This is a genomic window from Pantoea sp. ME81 (genome assembly GCF_903970985.1).
GTDB classification, from domain to species: domain Bacteria; phylum Pseudomonadota; class Gammaproteobacteria; order Enterobacterales; family Enterobacteriaceae; genus Pantoea; species Pantoea communis.
In genome coordinates this window covers 1-18,063 of sequence record NZ_CAJCKS010000101.1, presented here as the reverse complement: position 1 = coordinate 18,063, position 18,063 = coordinate 1, and the positions used below count along the sequence as shown (strand labels likewise).

The 18,063-nt window shown below is 52.6% G+C and carries 13 protein-coding genes; 5 read left to right on the top strand and 8 right to left on the bottom strand.

Features of this window, described 5'->3' with window-relative positions:
- The first annotated feature begins 112 nt into the window (after window positions 1-112).
- Window positions 113-928 (top strand): alpha/beta fold hydrolase, encoded by an 816-nt coding sequence (locus tag H7A81_RS17525; protein ID WP_255478991.1) that lies wholly within the window; start codon window positions 113-115, stop codon window positions 926-928.
- Window positions 929-1,351: 423 nt separating this feature from the next.
- Here H7A81_RS17525 and H7A81_RS17520 read toward each other — a convergent pair whose 3' ends face one another.
- Window positions 1,352-2,365 carry an aldo/keto reductase gene (locus H7A81_RS17520; protein ID WP_182058236.1) on the bottom strand — a complete coding sequence of 338 codons (1,014 nt, stop codon included), beginning with the start codon at window positions 2,363-2,365 and terminating at the stop codon, window positions 1,352-1,354.
- A 105-nt stretch (window positions 2,366-2,470) separates the two neighbouring features.
- Here H7A81_RS17520 and H7A81_RS17515 point away from each other — a divergent pair, with 105 nt between their 5' ends.
- A complete protein-coding gene (locus H7A81_RS17515; protein ID WP_182058235.1) occupies window positions 2,471-3,385 on the top strand; it encodes a LysR family transcriptional regulator in 915 nt (304 codons plus the stop codon).
- A gap of 154 nt (window positions 3,386-3,539) precedes the next feature.
- On the opposite strand, the gene H7A81_RS17510 is transcribed toward H7A81_RS17515, so the two are convergent.
- A complete protein-coding gene (locus H7A81_RS17510) occupies window positions 3,540-4,229 on the bottom strand; it encodes a B3/4 domain-containing protein (protein WP_182058238.1) in 690 nt (229 codons plus the stop codon).
- A gap of 43 nt (window positions 4,230-4,272) precedes the next feature.
- Here H7A81_RS17510 and H7A81_RS17505 point away from each other — a divergent pair, with 43 nt between their 5' ends.
- Window positions 4,273-4,869, top strand: coding sequence for an XRE family transcriptional regulator (locus tag H7A81_RS17505; protein ID WP_182058234.1), 597 nt, complete (start codon window positions 4,273-4,275; stop codon window positions 4,867-4,869).
- Window positions 4,870-5,091: 222 nt separating this feature from the next.
- Here the strand turns inward: H7A81_RS17505 and H7A81_RS27995 are convergent, their stop codons facing one another.
- The 5 genes from H7A81_RS27995 to H7A81_RS17480 form a co-directional block, all read right to left on the bottom strand.
- The gene (locus tag H7A81_RS27995) at window positions 5,092-5,412 is read right to left on the bottom strand and encodes a DUF202 domain-containing protein (protein WP_182058233.1); all 321 of its coding nucleotides are present in this window, start codon (window positions 5,410-5,412) and stop codon (window positions 5,092-5,094) included.
- A complete protein-coding gene (locus H7A81_RS17495) occupies window positions 5,405-5,779 on the bottom strand; it encodes a YidH family protein (RefSeq protein ID WP_182058232.1) in 375 nt (124 codons plus the stop codon). Before H7A81_RS17495 ends, H7A81_RS27995 begins: the two co-directional genes overlap by 8 nt.
- A gap of 33 nt (window positions 5,780-5,812) precedes the next feature.
- Complete coding sequence (locus tag H7A81_RS17490; protein WP_220458110.1) at window positions 5,813-6,718, bottom strand: formylglycine-generating enzyme family protein; 906 nt, start codon at window positions 6,716-6,718, stop codon at window positions 5,813-5,815.
- 25 nt (window positions 6,719-6,743) lie between these two features.
- A complete protein-coding gene (locus H7A81_RS17485; RefSeq protein ID WP_182058231.1) occupies window positions 6,744-8,084 on the bottom strand; it encodes an MFS transporter in 1,341 nt (446 codons plus the stop codon).
- A gap of 129 nt (window positions 8,085-8,213) precedes the next feature.
- Window positions 8,214-9,704, bottom strand: a complete 1,491-nt coding sequence (locus tag H7A81_RS17480; protein ID WP_182058230.1) for a sulfatase-like hydrolase/transferase — start codon at window positions 9,702-9,704, stop codon at window positions 8,214-8,216.
- A 146-nt stretch (window positions 9,705-9,850) separates the two neighbouring features.
- On the opposite strand from H7A81_RS17480, the gene H7A81_RS17475 reads away from it, so the two are divergent.
- A complete protein-coding gene (locus tag H7A81_RS17475; protein WP_182058229.1) occupies window positions 9,851-10,750 on the top strand; it encodes a LysR family transcriptional regulator in 900 nt (299 codons plus the stop codon).
- Between the two features lie 684 nt (window positions 10,751-11,434).
- A complete protein-coding gene (locus H7A81_RS17470) occupies window positions 11,435-17,425 on the top strand; it encodes an autotransporter outer membrane beta-barrel domain-containing protein (protein WP_182058228.1) in 5,991 nt (1,996 codons plus the stop codon).
- 309 nt (window positions 17,426-17,734) lie between these two features.
- Here the strand turns inward: H7A81_RS17470 and H7A81_RS17465 are convergent.
- On the bottom strand, window positions 17,735-18,063 hold a 329-nt coding region (locus tag H7A81_RS17465; RefSeq protein ID WP_182058227.1), incomplete at its 5' end, for a GNAT family N-acetyltransferase.

Genomic DNA, 18,063 nt, shown 5'->3' with positions numbered 1-18,063 from the left:
TCAAGCAGAAGACGGCATACGATATTTCTGAATGTAACTGGAGTTCAGACGTGTGCGCTTTCGATCTCCATTGCCTGTACCTCCAGCACATCCGAACTCACAGCGAATCTCCGTGGAGACGCAAGGAACGGGAACAGATGTCATATTGATTCCTGGGCTGGCGTCATCGCGCGACGTTTGGGCCGATTTATCTGCAAAATTACGCAAGAACCATCGCATTCATCTTATCGAGCTTGCAGGCTTCGCGAATACGGCTGCCATTGCCAAGCCGGACGGGAAAATCATGGCTCCGGCAGTTGACGCCATCGCTGCATATATTCACGCCCAGCACATCAAAGCCCCGACGATCATTGGCCATTCCCTTGGGGGAGAAATGGCATTGATGCTGGCTGCTCGTCATCCTGACCTGGTGGGGCGCGTGATGGTCGTTGATGCGTTGCCGTTCTATTCATTGATGTTCAATCCAGCGGCGACCAGCGAAACGGTCGCCCCGCAGGCCACTGCGACGCGAAATTTAATTTTGGGGCAGTCGCCGGAGCAATTCACGGAATTTCAGAAAGCATCCATCGCCCGTTTAGCGAAGACCGAGGCGGTGAGGCCAGCACTGGTGGCGGCAGGAATCCATTCCGACCGTAAAACCATTGCCGATGCCGTGTATGAAGTGATGATCACCGATTTGCGTCCCGAACTTGGCCGCATCAGAGCGTCGATTGAGGTCGTATACGCGTATGACACGCTATTCGGCGTACCAGCAGCCAGCGTGGATGCGATGTACCGTCAAGCCTATGCTGCTGCACCCGATATCCACTTCACACGGATCGATGACAGTTTTCACTTTGTTATGCTTGATCAGCCTGAGCGGTTTTCCGACGCGGTTGAGTCGTTTTTGGATGGCGATGCTAGCCAGATGCAGCCGCGAACTGAATGAGATTTGGGGAGGAACGGCCGGAATTGGCCGTTGCTTCGGTTCATTAGAGTGTAGGGCGCAGATATTACGCGGCATGCATGTCTGATGTGAAAGAGATGTAGGGATGAGACGGCAAGGTCTATTTTGATGGGGTGTTTGATTTTCCGCCCATTCATTGAATAGGACTCCTTGCCGCCGTATTAGTAGCTTTAACCCGCTAAGAACATACGTCAATTGATCACATTCTTGCTTAATTATCTATCTAAACGCCTGCTGTTGACACGTAGTAGACCAGCAGGTGACGCTGAAGGTTTTCTAAGAGCGTCTGCGGACATTACTGACATCGCATTAAATCAATCAGCGGGGAGCAGGTCAGCTGGCCGACGAACACTAAGAAAGCAGTATCAAGCCTCAATAAGCATCCGTCCCCAGCCTGGTCAAGCATCACATACGGTCTTTATCATGAAAATACTGCATCCAGTAAGGATAGGGGATTGAAGGCTGAGAGAGAGCATCCAGTTTCGTTACCTGCTCTGACGATAGCATCAAATTCTCGGCTTCCAGATTCTGCAGTAATTGCTGTTCATTCTTCGCCCCGACAATCACGGTGGTGACCTCGGGACGTCCCAGCAACCATGCATGCGCGACTGTGGCTGGTGAACAGGCCATCTCTCTGGCGATGGCAATTAACGCGTCGACCACCGGACCAACGCGCGCTGGTTCAACTGGTGGAAAGTTCAGCTTAGAACGACGCCCCTGCTCCTGCGTGTTCGAGGTATATTTTCCACTAAGATAGCCTCCACTCAATGGACTCCAGATCATCAGTGCATGATCGGCCGCCTGTGCGGCTTTCGCTACATCGAATTCAATATCGCGGCACGCCAGCGAATAGTGTACCTGATTACTGGTGAATCGCGCTTTTCCGTACTGCTGTGAATAAGCATCGGCTTGCGTCATTTCCGCTGCGCTGAAGTTACAGGCGCCAATATGCCGCACCTTGCCCTGAGTGACTAAATCGTCAAGCGTTCGTAGCGTTTCATCCAGAGGGGTCAGGTTGTCACGATCGTGTAGTTGCAGCAGGTCGATGTGATCGCGTTGAAGCCGCTGCAGGCTTTTTTCTACGGTATTAATGATATGTGAACGCCCTAAACCAACGTCATTCGGACCATTGCCGGTTCGCAGTCGCACCTTGGTCGCAATCATCATTTTGCTATCGTCTATGCGCATTGATTTTAATGCCTGCCCCAGCACTACCTCTGACTGGCCCTGAGAATAGACGTCTGCTGTATCCACCAGATTGATTCCCTTGTCCAGCGCCGCGCTGATGATGTGTTTTGCATCATCAACAGGCAGCCCAGCGATAGAAGACCAGATCCCCTCACCGCTGCCGAATGTCATGGCTCCCAGCGTGTAGCGTGAAACCCTTAATCCTGAACGACCAAAACGAACGTATTGCATCTGATTCTCCTGAATTCTTGGTTGAGGAACTTAATGTAGAGCGATCCAAACCATGCGTATAGAATGTAGAATACGAATTCATTCTTCTGAAAAAGAGAATAATCAATGCGGTTTGACCAGCTCACCTCGATGCGATTGTTTATCCGCATCATTGAAACCCACTCTTTCAGCCGTGCAGCCAGTCTCTCAGGTATATCTCCATCAAACGCGACAGCGCGTATTGCACGTCTGGAAGAACATCTGGGCGTGAAACTCCTCGGCCGCACTACGCGCGCGGTGGCCGCAACAGAAGCGGGTCAGCGCTATTACGCTACGTGTAAACGGTTGCTGGTGGAGTTGGATGAAGTAGAAGCCGATCTGAAAGGCTCTCAGCAGCGCTTGAGCGGAAAGGTCCGGGTGAGCGTTAACGTTTCAGTTGCCCGCGCCATTATTTTTCCGCGCCTGCCTGAACTGATGCTTCAGTATCCTGACATCCACCCGGAAATCATCCTGACCGATCAGCGCAGTGATTTCGTTCGTGAAGAGATTGATTTCGCAATACGCATTGGTGGGCTGGAAGATCAGGATCTTCACAAGCGTTCGCTGGGCTTTCCTTTGCGCATAAATGTGGCGTCTCATGAATACCTGCAGAAATTCGGCGTACCTGAAACGCCTGAAGCGTTGCATACCCATCGACTGATCGATTTTATGCTGCCGGTGCCAGGTGAGAAGCTGGGGTGGGAATTTGAATGTAACGGTGCAGTCAGGACTTTATGGCCGGATACGGTGGCATCTGTGGGCGATGCCGAAGCGCGGGTGCAGCTCGCTGTTGCCGGAATGGGGATCGTGCAGAGCCTTAATTTCATCGTGGCGCCTGCGCTAGATAGCAATAAGCTGGTTCGTATTCTTCCCGCCCTGGAAACCAGGGCGCCTGAAGTCACTTTGCTCTGGCCTCGCAACCGTCATCTCCCCGCCAGAACAGAAGCCGTCATGCGTGTGTTCAGTGATTGGATCAGAGAAGCGCTGGAAGAACGTTGTTAGCATTCGCATAAGTGGTGAGATTAGCCTTTGAGGGTAGAACGATGTCCACTTTTGGCACACAGTAATCTTCGGGAAACTCAAGGACAGTTGTAAGCGAACAGCAGACAATTGAGGGGGGGAGTTCCGGCAGTTGATCTGCCGGTTTACTATTCGCTTAGAGCGTTTCAATGAATGAAACTTCAGACTGAATTCCCGGCATCATGACTTCCAGCCCGTCTGTCAGCATTTTACCGGCCTCATGCAGAGCTTCAACTGGCATCTGTGGCAGACTTTCCAGAATGAACCACATGTGTTTATCTGAAGAACTCAGTCGCGTTCTTATGCCCTGCCGCCAGTTCCAGCGTCGGCAGGTAACGCCTGAGTCGTCACACCAGACTACCTCTCCCGCATCGGGCTGTTCAACGTAGGGAACACCGTCTTTGAAGGTGTCAAATGGTTCACTGCCGTCTGAAATAATGAGACGGGGAGCGCCACGATAGGCTTCCAGATTTTCACCACCCACGGGAACGGCATACCGCAGACTCACTGCGTTATACAGGTCAACTACAGGGTCAAGCGGTGTCATAAATCCATCTCGTAACACGCGTTTGCGAAGGGCTTCTGCTGAGCAGGGCGTGCGCCTGGGCTTCGCGCCGAAGGCGCGAAAGGTTTCAGACCATGCATTAAGATGCGTTTCAGCCCACCCAGGTTGCCCGCTGAGTACCTCTTCACAGGCTTTACGAAGCGCTTCTTCGCCAAAATTGGCGTTAACCAGTGGTGCAGCAGATACGCTGATGCTGAGAGCGCGGAAGCCGGGAGCCAGACGGGCAACGTCGGAACTGATTGACGGATGAGCTATTAGCATTTGATAATCCTGAAATGACCGTTTTAGATTATGATAATGACCGATGAACAAAAAAGTCAATATAACGACCGGCGCTGATGCGTCCAGAATTAATGAGGCGCTTTCCGCTTCCCTGAAGCAGTATCGCAGCCAGAAAAAAATGTCGCTTGATGAACTCTCACGTCTGGCGGGTGTGAGCAAAGGTATGCTGGTTGAAATTGAAGCATGCAGGGCAAACCCCAGCATCGCAATCCTCTGCAAGCTTGCCGCAGCGATGGGCGTCTCGGTAGCAGACATTGTCAACGTTGCCAGCAAACCCAACGCGCATCTGATTGCAGCAGGTGATATACCCTGCCTGTGGAGTGGAGACAATGGCGGCACCGCGCGCTTGCTGGCCGGCACAAGCGGACCGGATATGATCGAGTTGTGGGAGTGGAAAATGCATCCTGGAGAGATTTTCGATTCCCCGGGACACTCAGATGGCACGTGCGAACTTTTACATGTAGTACAGGGCTCTCTTCTGCTGACTTTAGGGGAGGAGCGTCTGATTGTAAGTGAAGGTTCTTCAGTGATCGCCCGGACAGACCTGCCACACAGTTATAGCTGTCATGAGGGCGGCCCGCTTAAGTTTACTATGACGGTAAGCGAGCGTGTGCGCTGACGTACTCAGGCTCGTTAAATGATGCGCTTATAAAGAATATCGGCTTATCTGATACCGCCATTCAAATTGAGAAAAAAGGTGCTGTTAAACGTGACGCGAATCTCAACAGAAACATCCATTATTTACCTCTTGTCTGCAGTTTCATTAAGGTCCATTTCAGGCATGGAGCAGACCTGCAACTGCGCGGGGTCCGCTATGAGCGAAAAGCGGAAGTTCGAAGGCTCACTTGATTAAGAAGGATATAGCTGTCATGCACGCTACCAAGGACAATAAAGTCGCTATGGTTTTTTTGATAGCTAGATCCTTGATTGTGCATGTAGTGTCGGTATCTGGAACAAAGATTAGACGCCGCTCCCGCATCACTAAGGTAATTGACGACGCAATGAAAAGTAATCCTGCGCCAATATTCAGAAGCACGCTTCCGTTGTGCAGCGCAGACTTCAGATACAAAGCGGCAACTACCAGCATCAAGTACAGGGTCCTTGACCATGAAATCGCGGTGCGTTCTGGCTGTAGGCCAGGGTCTTTTTTAACTTCAGCCATAGACTACGATGAACGCTGTAATAGCACATATAAGCGTGACCAAGCCGCTAAGAACTAAAAGCAGGGGGTTACGCGAAATCGGCTGTTCAAATCGCATGGCTTTTTCGTTTCTCGCCCAGCGCCAGTAGGAAAGTAGAGAAAGGAGAAACGCACACAAAATTAGGCCACTGATAATTAAAAGCTTCGCTGCGGGATGACTGAGGTGGCTGGCAAACTGGTCAATACCCACTGCTGCAGCCATGAACGCAAGCGCAGTACGGATCCAGGCAAGGAAGGTTCTCTCATTTGCCAGTGAGAATCGGTAGTCCGGATCCTTACCGCTTAACCACCAGGGTTTTTTGGGGACTGAGGGTGAATCGTTCAGCATAAGGGTTTTACTCAAAACAGGACTTAGACCACGTTATTTCGCGCAGCGAAAGCCAATATGTGTCGTTGCACCATCGACTGACTGGCCCTGGCGGGCAGCCGGCCGATAGCGCTGACAATAGTTAGGGGCGCATAGATGCGACCCGCCTTTTAGAACTTTACGGATTTCGTCGTAACCCCTTTTCATCTCTTTCGAGGAAGAACAGCACGATCGCTGAGCCGGATGATGGTCCGGCATCCAGTTGTCCGCGGTCCATTCCCATACATTCCCTATCATGTCATGCAGGCCAAACGGGTTTGCAGGAAACGCTCCGACCGGCGATGTGGAAAAATAACTTCCTGGCGCAACGTCACCTGCAAACGGGAACGGACCTTGCCAGGTATTAGCCATTTTTTTTCCCTCTGGCATGAAGTCTGCTCCCCACGCATAGGGTGAGGGTTGTAAGCCGCCGCAGGCGGCAAACTCCCATTCTGCTTCAAGCGGTAGCCGCTTTCCTGCCCAGTGGGCGTAGGCAAGTGCATCAGCAAATGCAATCTGGACCACAGGCAACTGAGCATCTTCATGCGTAAGCGAGTTAACCCCATCCGGGCGATGCCAACACGCACCGGGTATATATGACCACCAGTCACTGTAATGAGACGGGCGAACCTTCTTCCCCGGGGATTGAAATACCATTGATCCCGCGACTAAGTTTTCTGCGGCCACATCGGGGTATTCTTCCGCTAAGGGCGGTTGTTCAGCCAGGGTGATATAACCGGTTTCCGCGATGAACAGAGAAAAATCTAGATTTGTGACGGGCATGATATCCAGCCAAAATCCTTCAACTTGTACCTCACGAACCGGGCGTTCTTCAGGATAGAAGTCATCCGAACCCATCAGGAACTCACCTCCGGCAATCCACTGCATACCTTCAGGTGCGACAATTTTTTGATTGGTCATGGCTGACTTCTCCTTTTCGAAATTCTTAGTGGAATTCCATACGTTTAATGTCTTTTACTACCAGCAGGTAGCACAACATAGTGGCAAGTGAGCTCACACCAACAAAGATCAGCGCACCATTATAAGAATGCGTAATTGAAATAATGTAGCCAATCACGATAGGCGTGACGATGCCGGCGATGTTTCCGAAGGTGTTAAAAAGGGAGCCAGACAGGCCTATCGCTTCTTTAGGTGAGGTATCAGCAACCACGGCCCAGCCGAGTGCACCCAAGCCTTTACCAAAGAAAGCCACCGACATCAGCGCAATCACTACCCACACCTCTGAGGTGTAGTTGCAAAGGATTATGCTTGAGGCAAGTAACATGCCGAGCACGATGGGGGTTTTACGTGCCGCAGTAAGAGAAAAACCGCGACGCAGCAGTGCGTCAGAAAATACGCCACCTAGAATGCCACCGGAGAAGCCGCAGATGGCCGGCAGGGAAGCCAGCATGCCCGCTTCGAGAATATTCATACCGCGTTGTTCTACCAGGTAAATAGGGAACCAGGTGATAAAAAAGTATGTCAGCACGTTTATAAAGAACTGAGCAATATAGACACCAATCATCATGCGGCTGCCGAGCAACTGGCGCACCTGTCCCCAGTTAAATTTCTGTGTTCTCGCTTGCGCATTCATTTTAGTGGAGTCAATCGTTCCGCCGCCCTGTTCGATAAGGTCTAGCTCAGCCTGGCTGATGGACGGATGGCGAACCGGGTCCCGCATTGATTTAAGCCAGATTATCGCGAGAATGAAACCCACCACGCCCATTACCACATAAACCACATGCCAGCCAAAGTAGTGAGTCAGCCAGGCCATCAAAGGCGTAAAGGCCACGGCCGCAAAATATTGCCCGGAGTTAAATACCGCTGATGCGGTGCCGCGTTCAGAGACCGGGAACCAGGCAGAAACCACTTTGGCGTTTGTGGGAAAAGCTGGTGCCTCAGCGAATCCCATTAAAAGACGTAAAACAAACAGCGCAGCCGCCGCCATAATTGTGCTGCTGATCCAGCCAACGGTGCCCTGCATCAGGGTGAAAAATGACCACAATGCAATCGCCCAGAAGTAAACGCGCTTCGAACCAAATTTGTCGAGTATCCAGCCCGAAGGGAGCTGGGCAATTACGTATGACCAGCTGAACGCGGAAAAAATGTAGCCCATCTGAAGGGAAGTAATCCCCAATTCGTCTTTCATCTGCGGAGCCGTCACCGATAGCGTGGCGCGGTCAGCGTAAGTAATCGTCGTGATGATAAATAACAGAAAGAGGATCATGTAACGTACGCGGCTGCTTTCCCGTTGAGCTGCATGAGCTCTGATTTGATTCGCATCCATAGTGTCAGTCTCTTTTATTATGGCCTGACGCGAGTGAGCGCCGGCTTGTGTGACAAAGGGTGAGGTTTCCTGGTGGGAAGCCCTTACAGAGATAAAGAACCGGGCGTGTTCGCCCGGATTGCCAACTCGCTACTCGCCGACGTTTTTATGCCATTCAACCTGCGGAATATCGACGGGCGGTGACGGCGGCCAGCCATCACCGCGCTGGCTGTTCAGATTACGGTGTGGACCTAGGACGAAAGGTTTGTCCGGCCAGCCCACAAATTTACCTTCCTGAATCCATTCCAGGTCCTGTCCGTAAAGTTCATCGGCCAGTGCCTGCTGTAACCGAGTCTGAACATCATGATATTCAGCCTGGTTGGAAAGGTTGGTCATTTCGCCCGGATCATTATCAAGGTCGAACAGCTGGAAGGCGTTGCCAGTTGCGTAGTAAATCAATTTGAAGCGCCCGTCATGTATCATGCGCGTGGCGTGATCGCCTTCACTGCATTCACCGTAAAGAGTGTCACGACGTTGATCGCTAAACATTGAAAGTCCTTCGCAGTGAGCCGGAGCATCGATGCCGCACAAATCCAGCAGCGTAGGCATGACGTCAGCCAATCCAACTAAGCGATTGTCGGTTTTACCTTCAGTGACGCGTGTACAGCCTTTCACGCCACGGATGATCATCGGAATGTTCGCGGAGTTCTCATAGAACATGCGCTTAGCCAGCATGCCGTGCTCTCCCATCATATCGCCATGATCACTGATGAAGCAGATGATGGTGTTATCCAGTAACCCTTCCATGCGGAGGGTGCCGACCAGATAACGAATCTGATGGTCAATCTGCGTGCACAATGCGTAGAAGGCTTTGCGTGCCCCTTTCAGTTGTTGCTCGTTATAACGCCCCATGCGCTGAACGCCGGCGGAGATGGCAAAGGGTAGCTCACTGGCATCATCCGATACCCAACTGCCGCGGGCTGGCTGGTCAATCTCAATGTCGTTATACAAATCCAGATAGGATTGTGGTGGAACCAGTGGTGGATGCGGAGCGCGGAAACCGAGATACCAGAAACCAGGCTTGGTTGGGTCGCGGCGCTTGATAGTGCGAGCCATCATGCGGCCAGCCCATGCAGTGGCATGCGTTTCTTCAGGCAAATGCCACGGACGCCAGTGATACTGGTTATTACTCATTCCATGATCGAACTGACGACCTGCATAACCCTGGTCGCCGAGATAAATGTCGTAATCATCAATCACACCCCACTGCGGGCGACCTTCATCATCAAGAAGCACACTGTCGAAACCAATGCGATCGCGCTGGGGGTGAACATGAAGTTTCCCCACTGCATCAGCCTGATAACCAGCGTTACGGAAAGCCTGCGCCAGAGTCGGGACGTCTGGAAAAGTCAAAGTGTCATTGAACACACGGTCGCCGTGGCTTTTCGGTGTGAGTCCTGACATCAGCGTTCTACGTGCAGGGATGCAGACCGGGCATTCCGAATATGCGTTAGTAAAGCGCACACCGCCTTCTGCTATTTCATCAAGGCCAGGGGTCTGCACTGAAGGATGGCCAGCAACTCCAAGGAGGCTGCTGTACCAGTGATCGGTGCATATCAACAATACATTAGGTTTATTCATTTTAAATCGTACTCCTGGGTGCCTTTCAACATGTCAACAAAGTGAATTCTGAGTTGCAGGAATGTAATTTAAAAATGAATAAATCAACTTCAATATTCCATTATTGAATGACCAGGCTAAAATCTTTCACAGCTAAGGAGCCAGATATGTCATTCAAGCTGAAATTATCTTATTTACGTGCCTGGCAGGCTGTAATGCTGACGGGCAGCATTACAGCAGCATCGGAACGGTTGCACATTACACAGCCTTCAATCAGCAAGCAGATTGCTGCACTTGAAGAAGTTGTAGGTTTCAAACTCTTTGATCGACGAAGCGGCGGCCGGCTTGTACCGACCGCGATTGGCTTGAGATTCTATCGCCAGGCTGAAGGAATGCTTGCAGGGTTGGAGCAATTACCTGTTCTGGCTGAAGATCTATTAAAACTCGGCCAGTCGCGACTGCGTGTTGGCGCTACGCCTCCACTTATGAACAGTGCGTTGCTCAGCCAGTCGCTGGCTGATTTGAAAAAGACCTTTCCCAGCGTGCGTTTCAGCATCGAGTCACGTCCGCGAAAGGACATTGAAGAGTGGGTTGCAAACGGTCAGATTGATATCGGTCTGGCATTACTGCCGGTAGAAAATCCTTTAATTGAAGCCATTCCCTTGAAGAATACCTTTGTGGTGGCGGTTATGAATTGTGATCACGATCATAAAAATGAGGCATACCTGTCCCCAGAAAAAATTGGTAATGAAAATTTAATAATTCCATATGGTCAATTACTGCGAATATTGATTGAAAGGTCTGCTACTTCAGCTGGTTATAGCCTTGAAGCTTTTATAGAGACGTCATCTGCTCTAACTGGATGCAAACTCGCGTCCGAGGGGCTGGGAATCGCATTGTGCGATCCTTTTAGCCCTACCGCTTTTAGCCGTGACAGTATCATTGTTAAAGAGTGGCGGCCTGAAGTACCTCTTTCATACGGAATTTTGTTAAGAAGAGATGCTGAGAGATCAATTCACGTGCATGAATTGATGAATGCTCTGCAGCGAAGAGCAAACGAAATGTAACTTTTGTTAAGTTGTAGCTATGTCCGCTTTTGGCACTTAGCTGCCATTAGTATCCTTCCCTCCGAAGCCACTTTAAGCTCCAAGGTAAACAGGCTCGTCAGTCCGATTACATTAAGCCGTAAAGTGGTTGGCTTCGCCGAACCGTCATGCACCCCTTTGGGCCTGACTGCATAAGCCTTATGGCAAACCAGAGACATGCTCAGGCAGTTAAATTGCACTATTCAATTTTTCTTAAAGCCAGATTCCAGGAATCAGGGCCTAATGTCACCGCACCGCAATGAAGGTTGCTACATCGAGTGTGACAAGTTCCGACTATTTGCTCTAAAGATCTTAAGGGGCTGCCGTTATCGCATTCCGAAATAGAGTAAACGAAGCAGATACGCGCGGCTAACGAGGTTGCCGGAGACGTGTTAGGCAGCACCGAAAGATTGTTAATTCGGCGTTAATTTATATTTCTATAATGAGGTCCATTTATATTTTTAGTTTTCCTGGCCAAATTCCTAAATCCCATCTCCCGCCTAACAATTCCTTAACTCAAACTAGACGTTTCCCGCGCAATACGTAGATACTCATTACACCAGATGCCAAAAATTAAATTTCTGAAACAAACTATATCAGCGACTTAACTTCCAGCGCAGCGGATCTTCGTGGCGCGCGTTGTCTTTCTCTGTTGAGGAATACGTTGTGTTCAAATTAAATCCGGTGTTACTAAGCCTTGTGGCGGCGCAAGGTTTGATGTTCCCTATTTCGCTGTCGTGGGCGGCGGAGTTAAAACCTTATACGCCTGAAATTAATGACAATAAAGTTGGGGCTTATTGTCTATGCAATGGCTCGACACAAACGCTGCGCGGTTTACCGCAATTCGCGCCGGGAGAAAACGGGGCGACCACGGTGACGTTTGGCGAATTGCAAAGTATTGGTCGAATAATCAATGACAACCTGATTGGCGAGCAGCGATTACAAATTGGCCAGCAGAATCTCACTATTCAAATACCGAATTTCGAAGATTGGACATATACAACGTACGACGTATATAACACCGCCGATTTAGTGGATTTACCGAGTGTCGGCCTCGATGCCGTAGTGCCAGATTATTATGATGTAAACGACAAACAATATATTAATGCGCGCATCGGTTCCGTCAGCAACGGCACGCTAAATATCGATATTGGTGAACATGGTGCGGCGGCTAATTCCTCTACGAATAGCTGGTCGATGGCGGCGAAACAAAGCCAACTATTTACCGCTACAAATAAAGGACATCTCAACTGGAACGCGAATAATCGCATCACTTTTACCGCGGCTACGCCCCCTGGCGACGATCAGTTGGTGTACACTGCCGAAAGCGTGGTGGATTATGCCGGAGCCATCAGCGTTTCAACCCTGGATGGTGGTACTACCCGTTTCAACATCAAAAATATCAACGATCTGCGCAACTACAATAACTGGCTGATCGAGCAGGTCAGCGTGTCCAACCTCAGTACCGACCGCTATAACGCCGAATTCCACAATGCCTTCAGCCTGCGTGAAGGACAGTTGGTGTATCGCATGGGCGTTAACAACGTTGACGATGAAGTGACGCAACAGATTTATGATCAGGTGGTGTTGAGCGCCGATGGCCCGGATGCCAGCGTCAAAATCAATCGTGGCAAAACTCTGGAAGTGTTGGACAGCCACAGCGCAGTGATGCGTGCCAGCAATGGCGCGAAAGCGTTGATTAATGGCAAGCTCGCCAGTACTGGCACAGGTTTAGAGTTAATAAACAACGCACGTGGCCGTAACAACGGTGTGATCAATGCCGGGTTCCTCAACAACGCCAATGGCAAACGCGTGGATAGCAGCACTATCGGCAGTGGGGAAAGCGGCGTGCTCGTCAGCGACGGCAGCCGCTTTAGCAATTATGGCGTCATCAACTTCCAACCCGGCGATGACCCCGGCCAGGCGATTTCGATCTACGATGCGCGCGCGACTAATCACGGCAACATTAATATCGGTGTCACTGAAACTGTAGGCAGTTGGGGCTCCGATGGCGTGAGTGTCACCGGCGATTTTACGAATACCAAAAACGGCACGATTTACATCGGGCGCACGCCGCAAAATCGCAAAACAGATATATCCAGCGATGTGGCGGTAAATCTCAGTGGCGGCGTCACTGGCATCAGTGCATTTTTCGGTTCCAGCGTGGTTAACAATGGCCGTATCGTGATCGGCTCGCTGGTGCAAAATGCCGTTGGCATGTTGGCTCAATACGGTTCAAGTGCCATCGCGCGCAATAACGGTGTCATCGATGTGAACGGCACGGTTGAAGGGCAACCGCGCGAGAACGTCGGCATGCTGGTGGTGGATGCCGGCAGCGGTGGCGACGTCGGCAATGGCAAAGCGGGCACCATCAATCTCAACGGTTACAACAGCACCGGCCTCAAAGTCATCGCCCACGAGGGCGAAAGCGCGAAAGCTTATTCTCGCGGTGCCATCAATATCCTCAGCGATGCTGGCCAATATGGCACAACCGATCACAACACTGCCGTTTGGGTCATCGGCGAAGAGGGCGGCAATGCCGTCGCCAACGTCAGCGGACCGATTCAGCTTGGCGGCAACGATGCGATCGGTATTCGCGCCGAAGGCAACGCCACGGTGAACGTCAGTGCCAGTGCGATTCCGGTTGCCGGACCGCGCGTTATCTTTGGCCTGGAGCGGCAAATCAGTTTTTACACCAAAGGCGAAAACGCCAAAATTAACCTGCCGAAAAATGGCAGCTTCTCGACATCGGTGGTCGACGGCACGATTTTCCGCGTCGAGGATGGCGCGGATTTTGACGGCCGCGGTTTAACGCTTTCCATGAACGAATTGAATACCACAGGCGTGTACGGCAGCGGCGTGGGAACCCAGGTAAATACTAACGGCGCAACGTTAAATATTGGCAACGGGGATAATGGTGGAATCGGTGGCACCGGGATAAAAATTGCGCATGGTGCACAAGGGACGATTGATGCTGCGACACGCTTTAACCTTGATGGCTCTAGCGTGTTGGCGGCAGAAGTCGATGGCTTAGCCTACACGTTGCAAGGCGCGGCCATTGATTTCGAACACGGATTCAATACCGACACGCATCTCACCAACCATGCTGAGATAAACGGCAGCGGCAGATTCCAAACCGGCTTAATCGCCCGCAATCAAGCACAGCTCACCAACATTGGCGACATCACTTTTACCGGCGAGGACAGCACCGGCATTTACGCGGAACGCGGCGGGAAGGTGTTCAACAGCGGCACCATCAACATGACACTGCGCGGGCAAGCGCTGTATGCCTATGGATTGCAGTATGACTCCGATACCACCGCGCTGAGTGAAATCTCCAACAGCGGCACCATCAACATCTTCAACCGTGACAGTTTTGAGTTGAACACCACCATCGGCCTGGTCGCCAGCAACAATCTGGCGCGCATCTACCAAAACGGCACCATCAATCTGTATGGCGAAGAAGCGATGGGCGCCAACGCATTTTTAGGCGGTCGTATCACATTTGGCACGGACAGCCGCATCACCTTCAACGACCCGAATCAAACCGGCTATCGCGCCGCCGATGAGGGCACGGAATTCATCAGCAACGGCAACAATGTGGATGTCAGCAGCGCCAATTCGACGCTGTATGACATCAGCAATGGCGCGTGGCTGTATACACAGAATCCCGGCAACGTGACGCTCAGCGGTGAAAATAGCCGAGGCATTGTGCTGAGTGGTGAAGGCACGCAAGTGTCCAGCACTGACAATTATGTCGCGAGCGGCAAAGGTGCCAGCGTAATGAATGCCAGTAACCGCGCCGAGGGCGTGATCAGCAGCGGCATTACGCTCAGCGGCGAAAATACCACTGCCGCGATTGCCAGCGGCGATGAAACAGAAATCTACGCGGCCTCAACCATCAGCGGCAACGGCGCGAATGCGACGGCGTTTGACGTCAGCGGCGGCGCAGGCTTGTTTAACCAGTATCAGGGCGTGGTGGATCTCAGCGGATCGAACAGCACCGGCGCGCGCGTGCATGACGGCGGCAACTTCATTAATCGCGGCAGCATGCACATTGCGTCAGGCATCGGCATCGATGTCAGCAGCGGTTACGGCCAATACGTGCCGGTCGATAGCGCATTACGCGTCGACAATGGCATTGCGGCGATGCGCGTCGGCAGCGGCGCATGGATGAAAATCTACGGCGATGGCCAGGGCTACAGCGTGATGCAGGCCAACGGCAGCGCCGACGGCTTGTTGCTGGATGTCGGCGCGGAGGGGTTCGAAGCCGATAACATCACTATCGGCGCGTACGGCAGCGGCAGCGCCATCAACAACCGCGCCGAAACACCGAATATCAATTTGGATAACGTGCGTTTAGAGGTAGCAAACGGTAACGGTATTCGCTCGGCGACCTCATTCAATTCCGCTGGCAGTGTGCAAATTAACGTTAGCGGTTCGGGCACCGGTTATCGCTTTGAAAACGCCAATGGCTCAACCACCAGCAACGATCTGGTGATCGGGCCGGATTATTCGATTGTGGTGACAGGAACCGGCAATGGCGTGATCGCCAACACCCGCGGCAACGTGATTTCTCAGGGCTTGATTGATATTCAGGCGGCGAACGGCGGTTCGGCGATTGTCACCCAAACCGCCAGCCAGGTAATTAACCAGGGCACCATCAGTTCGCAAAGTCGCGTTGCGCCGCTGATCGACCTGCGCGGCGGGCAAACGGTGTTTATCAATGAAGGCACCATCAACGCGCCGTTCCCTGATCAGGTTGTCGTGGCGGGCGGCGCGACCGATGACGTCATTGCACTGTTGGATGGTGTGGTGGTCGGCGATGTCAACACCGGCAACGGACGCGATGAACTGATTGTCACCGGCGGCTCCATCAAAGGCAGTTTGACGATGGGCAGCGGTGCGGGTAATCAGGCCACGGTGCAGAAGGTGAGTCTGGCTGATACGCGCCACATCACCACGGGAAATGGCGCGGGCAACACGCTTAATCTCAGCCAACTCACGGCGCGCGGCGGTTCGTTCGTCAGCGATGATGCGGCAAAAGGCACCAATCTGGGTTCAGGCTGGAGCACGCTGAACTTCCACAACACCCAATGGACGTTAACCGATAACATCAAACTGGCGCACAGCACGATTAACGTCGATAGCGGTTCAACGCTGTTCGCGGGTGACAACGTCAATCCGCTGTTGCAGGGCAGAACCCGCGATTCACTGGTGGTGAATAACGCGGGCACCCTGGATCTCACCAACGGCGGCAACACGGCGGCGAATACGCTGACGATTGACGGCGAACTGGCGTCGGCGGGCGGCAGCGTCAGGCTGAACGCCACAGCAGCCAGCAGCGATGTGGTGCTGGTGAATGGCGCGGCATCGGGCGTGACGCAGGTTGACGTAAAACTCGCGGGCGCGCCGCGGTTTGACAGCAACGGCGATGGCGTGATCGCTGCGAACGAAGGTGTGTCACTGGCGCAGGTTTCCGGCAGCGCGAATGCCAACAGCTTTGTGCTCAAAAGCGGTTATGTCGCATCCGGGCCGTGGCAATACAGTTTGTACAGCTTCGCACCGGGCAGCAATGACGCAGCCCGCAGCGCGTGGGATTATCGACTGGCGAACACCTTCGTGTGCGAAGACGGCAGTCTGTGCCAGCCGTCAGCAGGCAGCGCACCAAGCGGCGCACGTCTGGCGGTCACGCCGCAGGTGCCGTCCTACCTCTCTGCGCCGGTTGGCCTCGCTTATTATTCGCTGGCAATCACCGACGATCTGCATAAACGCCTCGGTGAACTGCGCCAGCAGCAAGCAAACCCGGATGCGGTTGGCGGCGAGATGTTCATCCGCTATATCGGCTCCAACCTGAAATACCAGACCAGTCAAAGCGTCAGTCATTACGGCTACGACTTCGATCTCGACTACAGCGCGGTGCAGCTCGGCGGCAATGTGATTCGCGTGGATGGCGAGGACAGCAGCCTGCGCGGCGGCGTGGCCTACACGCGCGGCAACACGCGTATTCGCCCGCACGCGGCAGATGGCTACAGCTCGACCAGCTTCGACAGCGACACGCTGTCGCTGTACGGCACCTGGCTGCGCGACAGCGGTTTTTACGTGGACGGCTCACTGAGCTGGGGCTGGCATCGCGGCGCGACTGATATTGCACGGCAGAAAGATGTCGCCAAGCCAAAAGGCAACGGCTGGACGGCTTCGATTGAAACCGGTTATCCGCTGGAAATGGGCGGCGGCGTGCGCATCGAACCGCAGGCGCAGGTCACCTGGCTGCAAATGAAGATGGACAGCTTCACCGACCGCGATAACACCCGCGTTTCCTACGACGATTACAGCCAGACGGTTGGCCGCATCGGCGCGCGGGTGGATAAAACCTGGCAAGACGGCAGCGCGAATCAGTACACGCCGTATCTGCGCGTGAATTATATGCAGGGTTGGGGCGGCACCGCGAAAGCGAAGATCGGCGCGGCGAATGTTGGCGATGGTGAAACCTTCGACAGCGGCAAGTTCGGCAAAATGTGGGATATCGGCGTGGGCGGCACCGCAACGGTGAACAAGGATGTGGCGCTCTACGCCGAAGCGGATTACCGCAAAGAGATCGACGGCAACGGCGCGAAAGGCTGGCGTTACAACGCGGGCGTGCGCTGGTCGTTTTAATTGAACCGGTCGCGGTTATGGCGACCGAAAATATTTCAGGTTTAAAAACCCGCGCGGTAAATGGAACTGCATCTCCGGTTTCCTGGTCATTAAACCTGAAACTCTCTGAAGCCAGATGGCCCCCTTTGGCTCCCAGGCGTATCGAGTCGTCAGCCCGACTGTGCTAACCGGCAAGCTCCGCCGCACCGCCAGAATGGGCGTATCGGGCCTGACGGCTACGGTCTGATGGCGAAAAGATGGATGAATTTTAGTTGCTGGAAGTTATCAGCGATGGTCCGTTGTGAGCGGACTTGATTTTGTATGGGAAGATTATGTTCCCCGTAGCTTCATATGCAATAAAGGGTATGGCATGCCCTGGCCGTCAACTTCAGAACGACCAACAGTTTCAAAACCGTGTTTTTTATAAAAGGTAATAGCCAGAAGATTCTGTTCGTTTACATCAAGTTCATCAGCACCTTGCTCGTGGGTAGCTTGTAGCAAAAGTAGTTTCCCGATGCCCTTACCGCGTTGATCTGCATCCACAAAGAGCATTTCAATACGATTTTTGCTTACCCCAGTAAAGCCCACGATCGAATGGTCATAGCTTCGACGAGCGAGCGTAATAGTCAGGTTAGGAAGATACGTATGCAGTATCAGGG

What these genes read in the sequence shown, in the direction of transcription:
- H7A81_RS17520 (WP_182058236.1), bottom strand. Translation starts at nt 2,365, where the DNA reads ATGCAATACGTTCGTTTTGGTCGTTCAGGATTAAGGGTTTCACGCTAC.
- H7A81_RS17515 (WP_182058235.1), top strand. Translation starts at nt 2,471, where the DNA reads ATGCGGTTTGACCAGCTCACCTCGATGCGATTGTTTATCCGCATCATT.
- H7A81_RS17510 (WP_182058238.1), bottom strand. Translation starts at nt 4,229, where the DNA reads ATGCTAATAGCTCATCCGTCAATCAGTTCCGACGTTGCCCGTCTGGCT.
- H7A81_RS17505 (WP_182058234.1), top strand. Translation starts at nt 4,273, where the DNA reads ATGAACAAAAAAGTCAATATAACGACCGGCGCTGATGCGTCCAGAATT.
- H7A81_RS27995 (WP_182058233.1), bottom strand. Translation starts at nt 5,412, where the DNA reads ATGGCTGAAGTTAAAAAAGACCCTGGCCTACAGCCAGAACGCACCGCG.
- H7A81_RS17495 (WP_182058232.1), bottom strand. Translation starts at nt 5,779, where the DNA reads ATGCTGAACGATTCACCCTCAGTCCCCAAAAAACCCTGGTGGTTAAGC.
- H7A81_RS17490 (WP_220458110.1), bottom strand. Translation starts at nt 6,718, where the DNA reads ATGACCAATCAAAAAATTGTCGCACCTGAAGGTATGCAGTGGATTGCC.
- H7A81_RS17485 (WP_182058231.1), bottom strand. Translation starts at nt 8,084, where the DNA reads ATGGATGCGAATCAAATCAGAGCTCATGCAGCTCAACGGGAAAGCAGC.
- H7A81_RS17480 (WP_182058230.1), bottom strand. Translation starts at nt 9,704, where the DNA reads ATGAATAAACCTAATGTATTGTTGATATGCACCGATCACTGGTACAGC.
- H7A81_RS17475 (WP_182058229.1), top strand. Translation starts at nt 9,851, where the DNA reads ATGTCATTCAAGCTGAAATTATCTTATTTACGTGCCTGGCAGGCTGTA.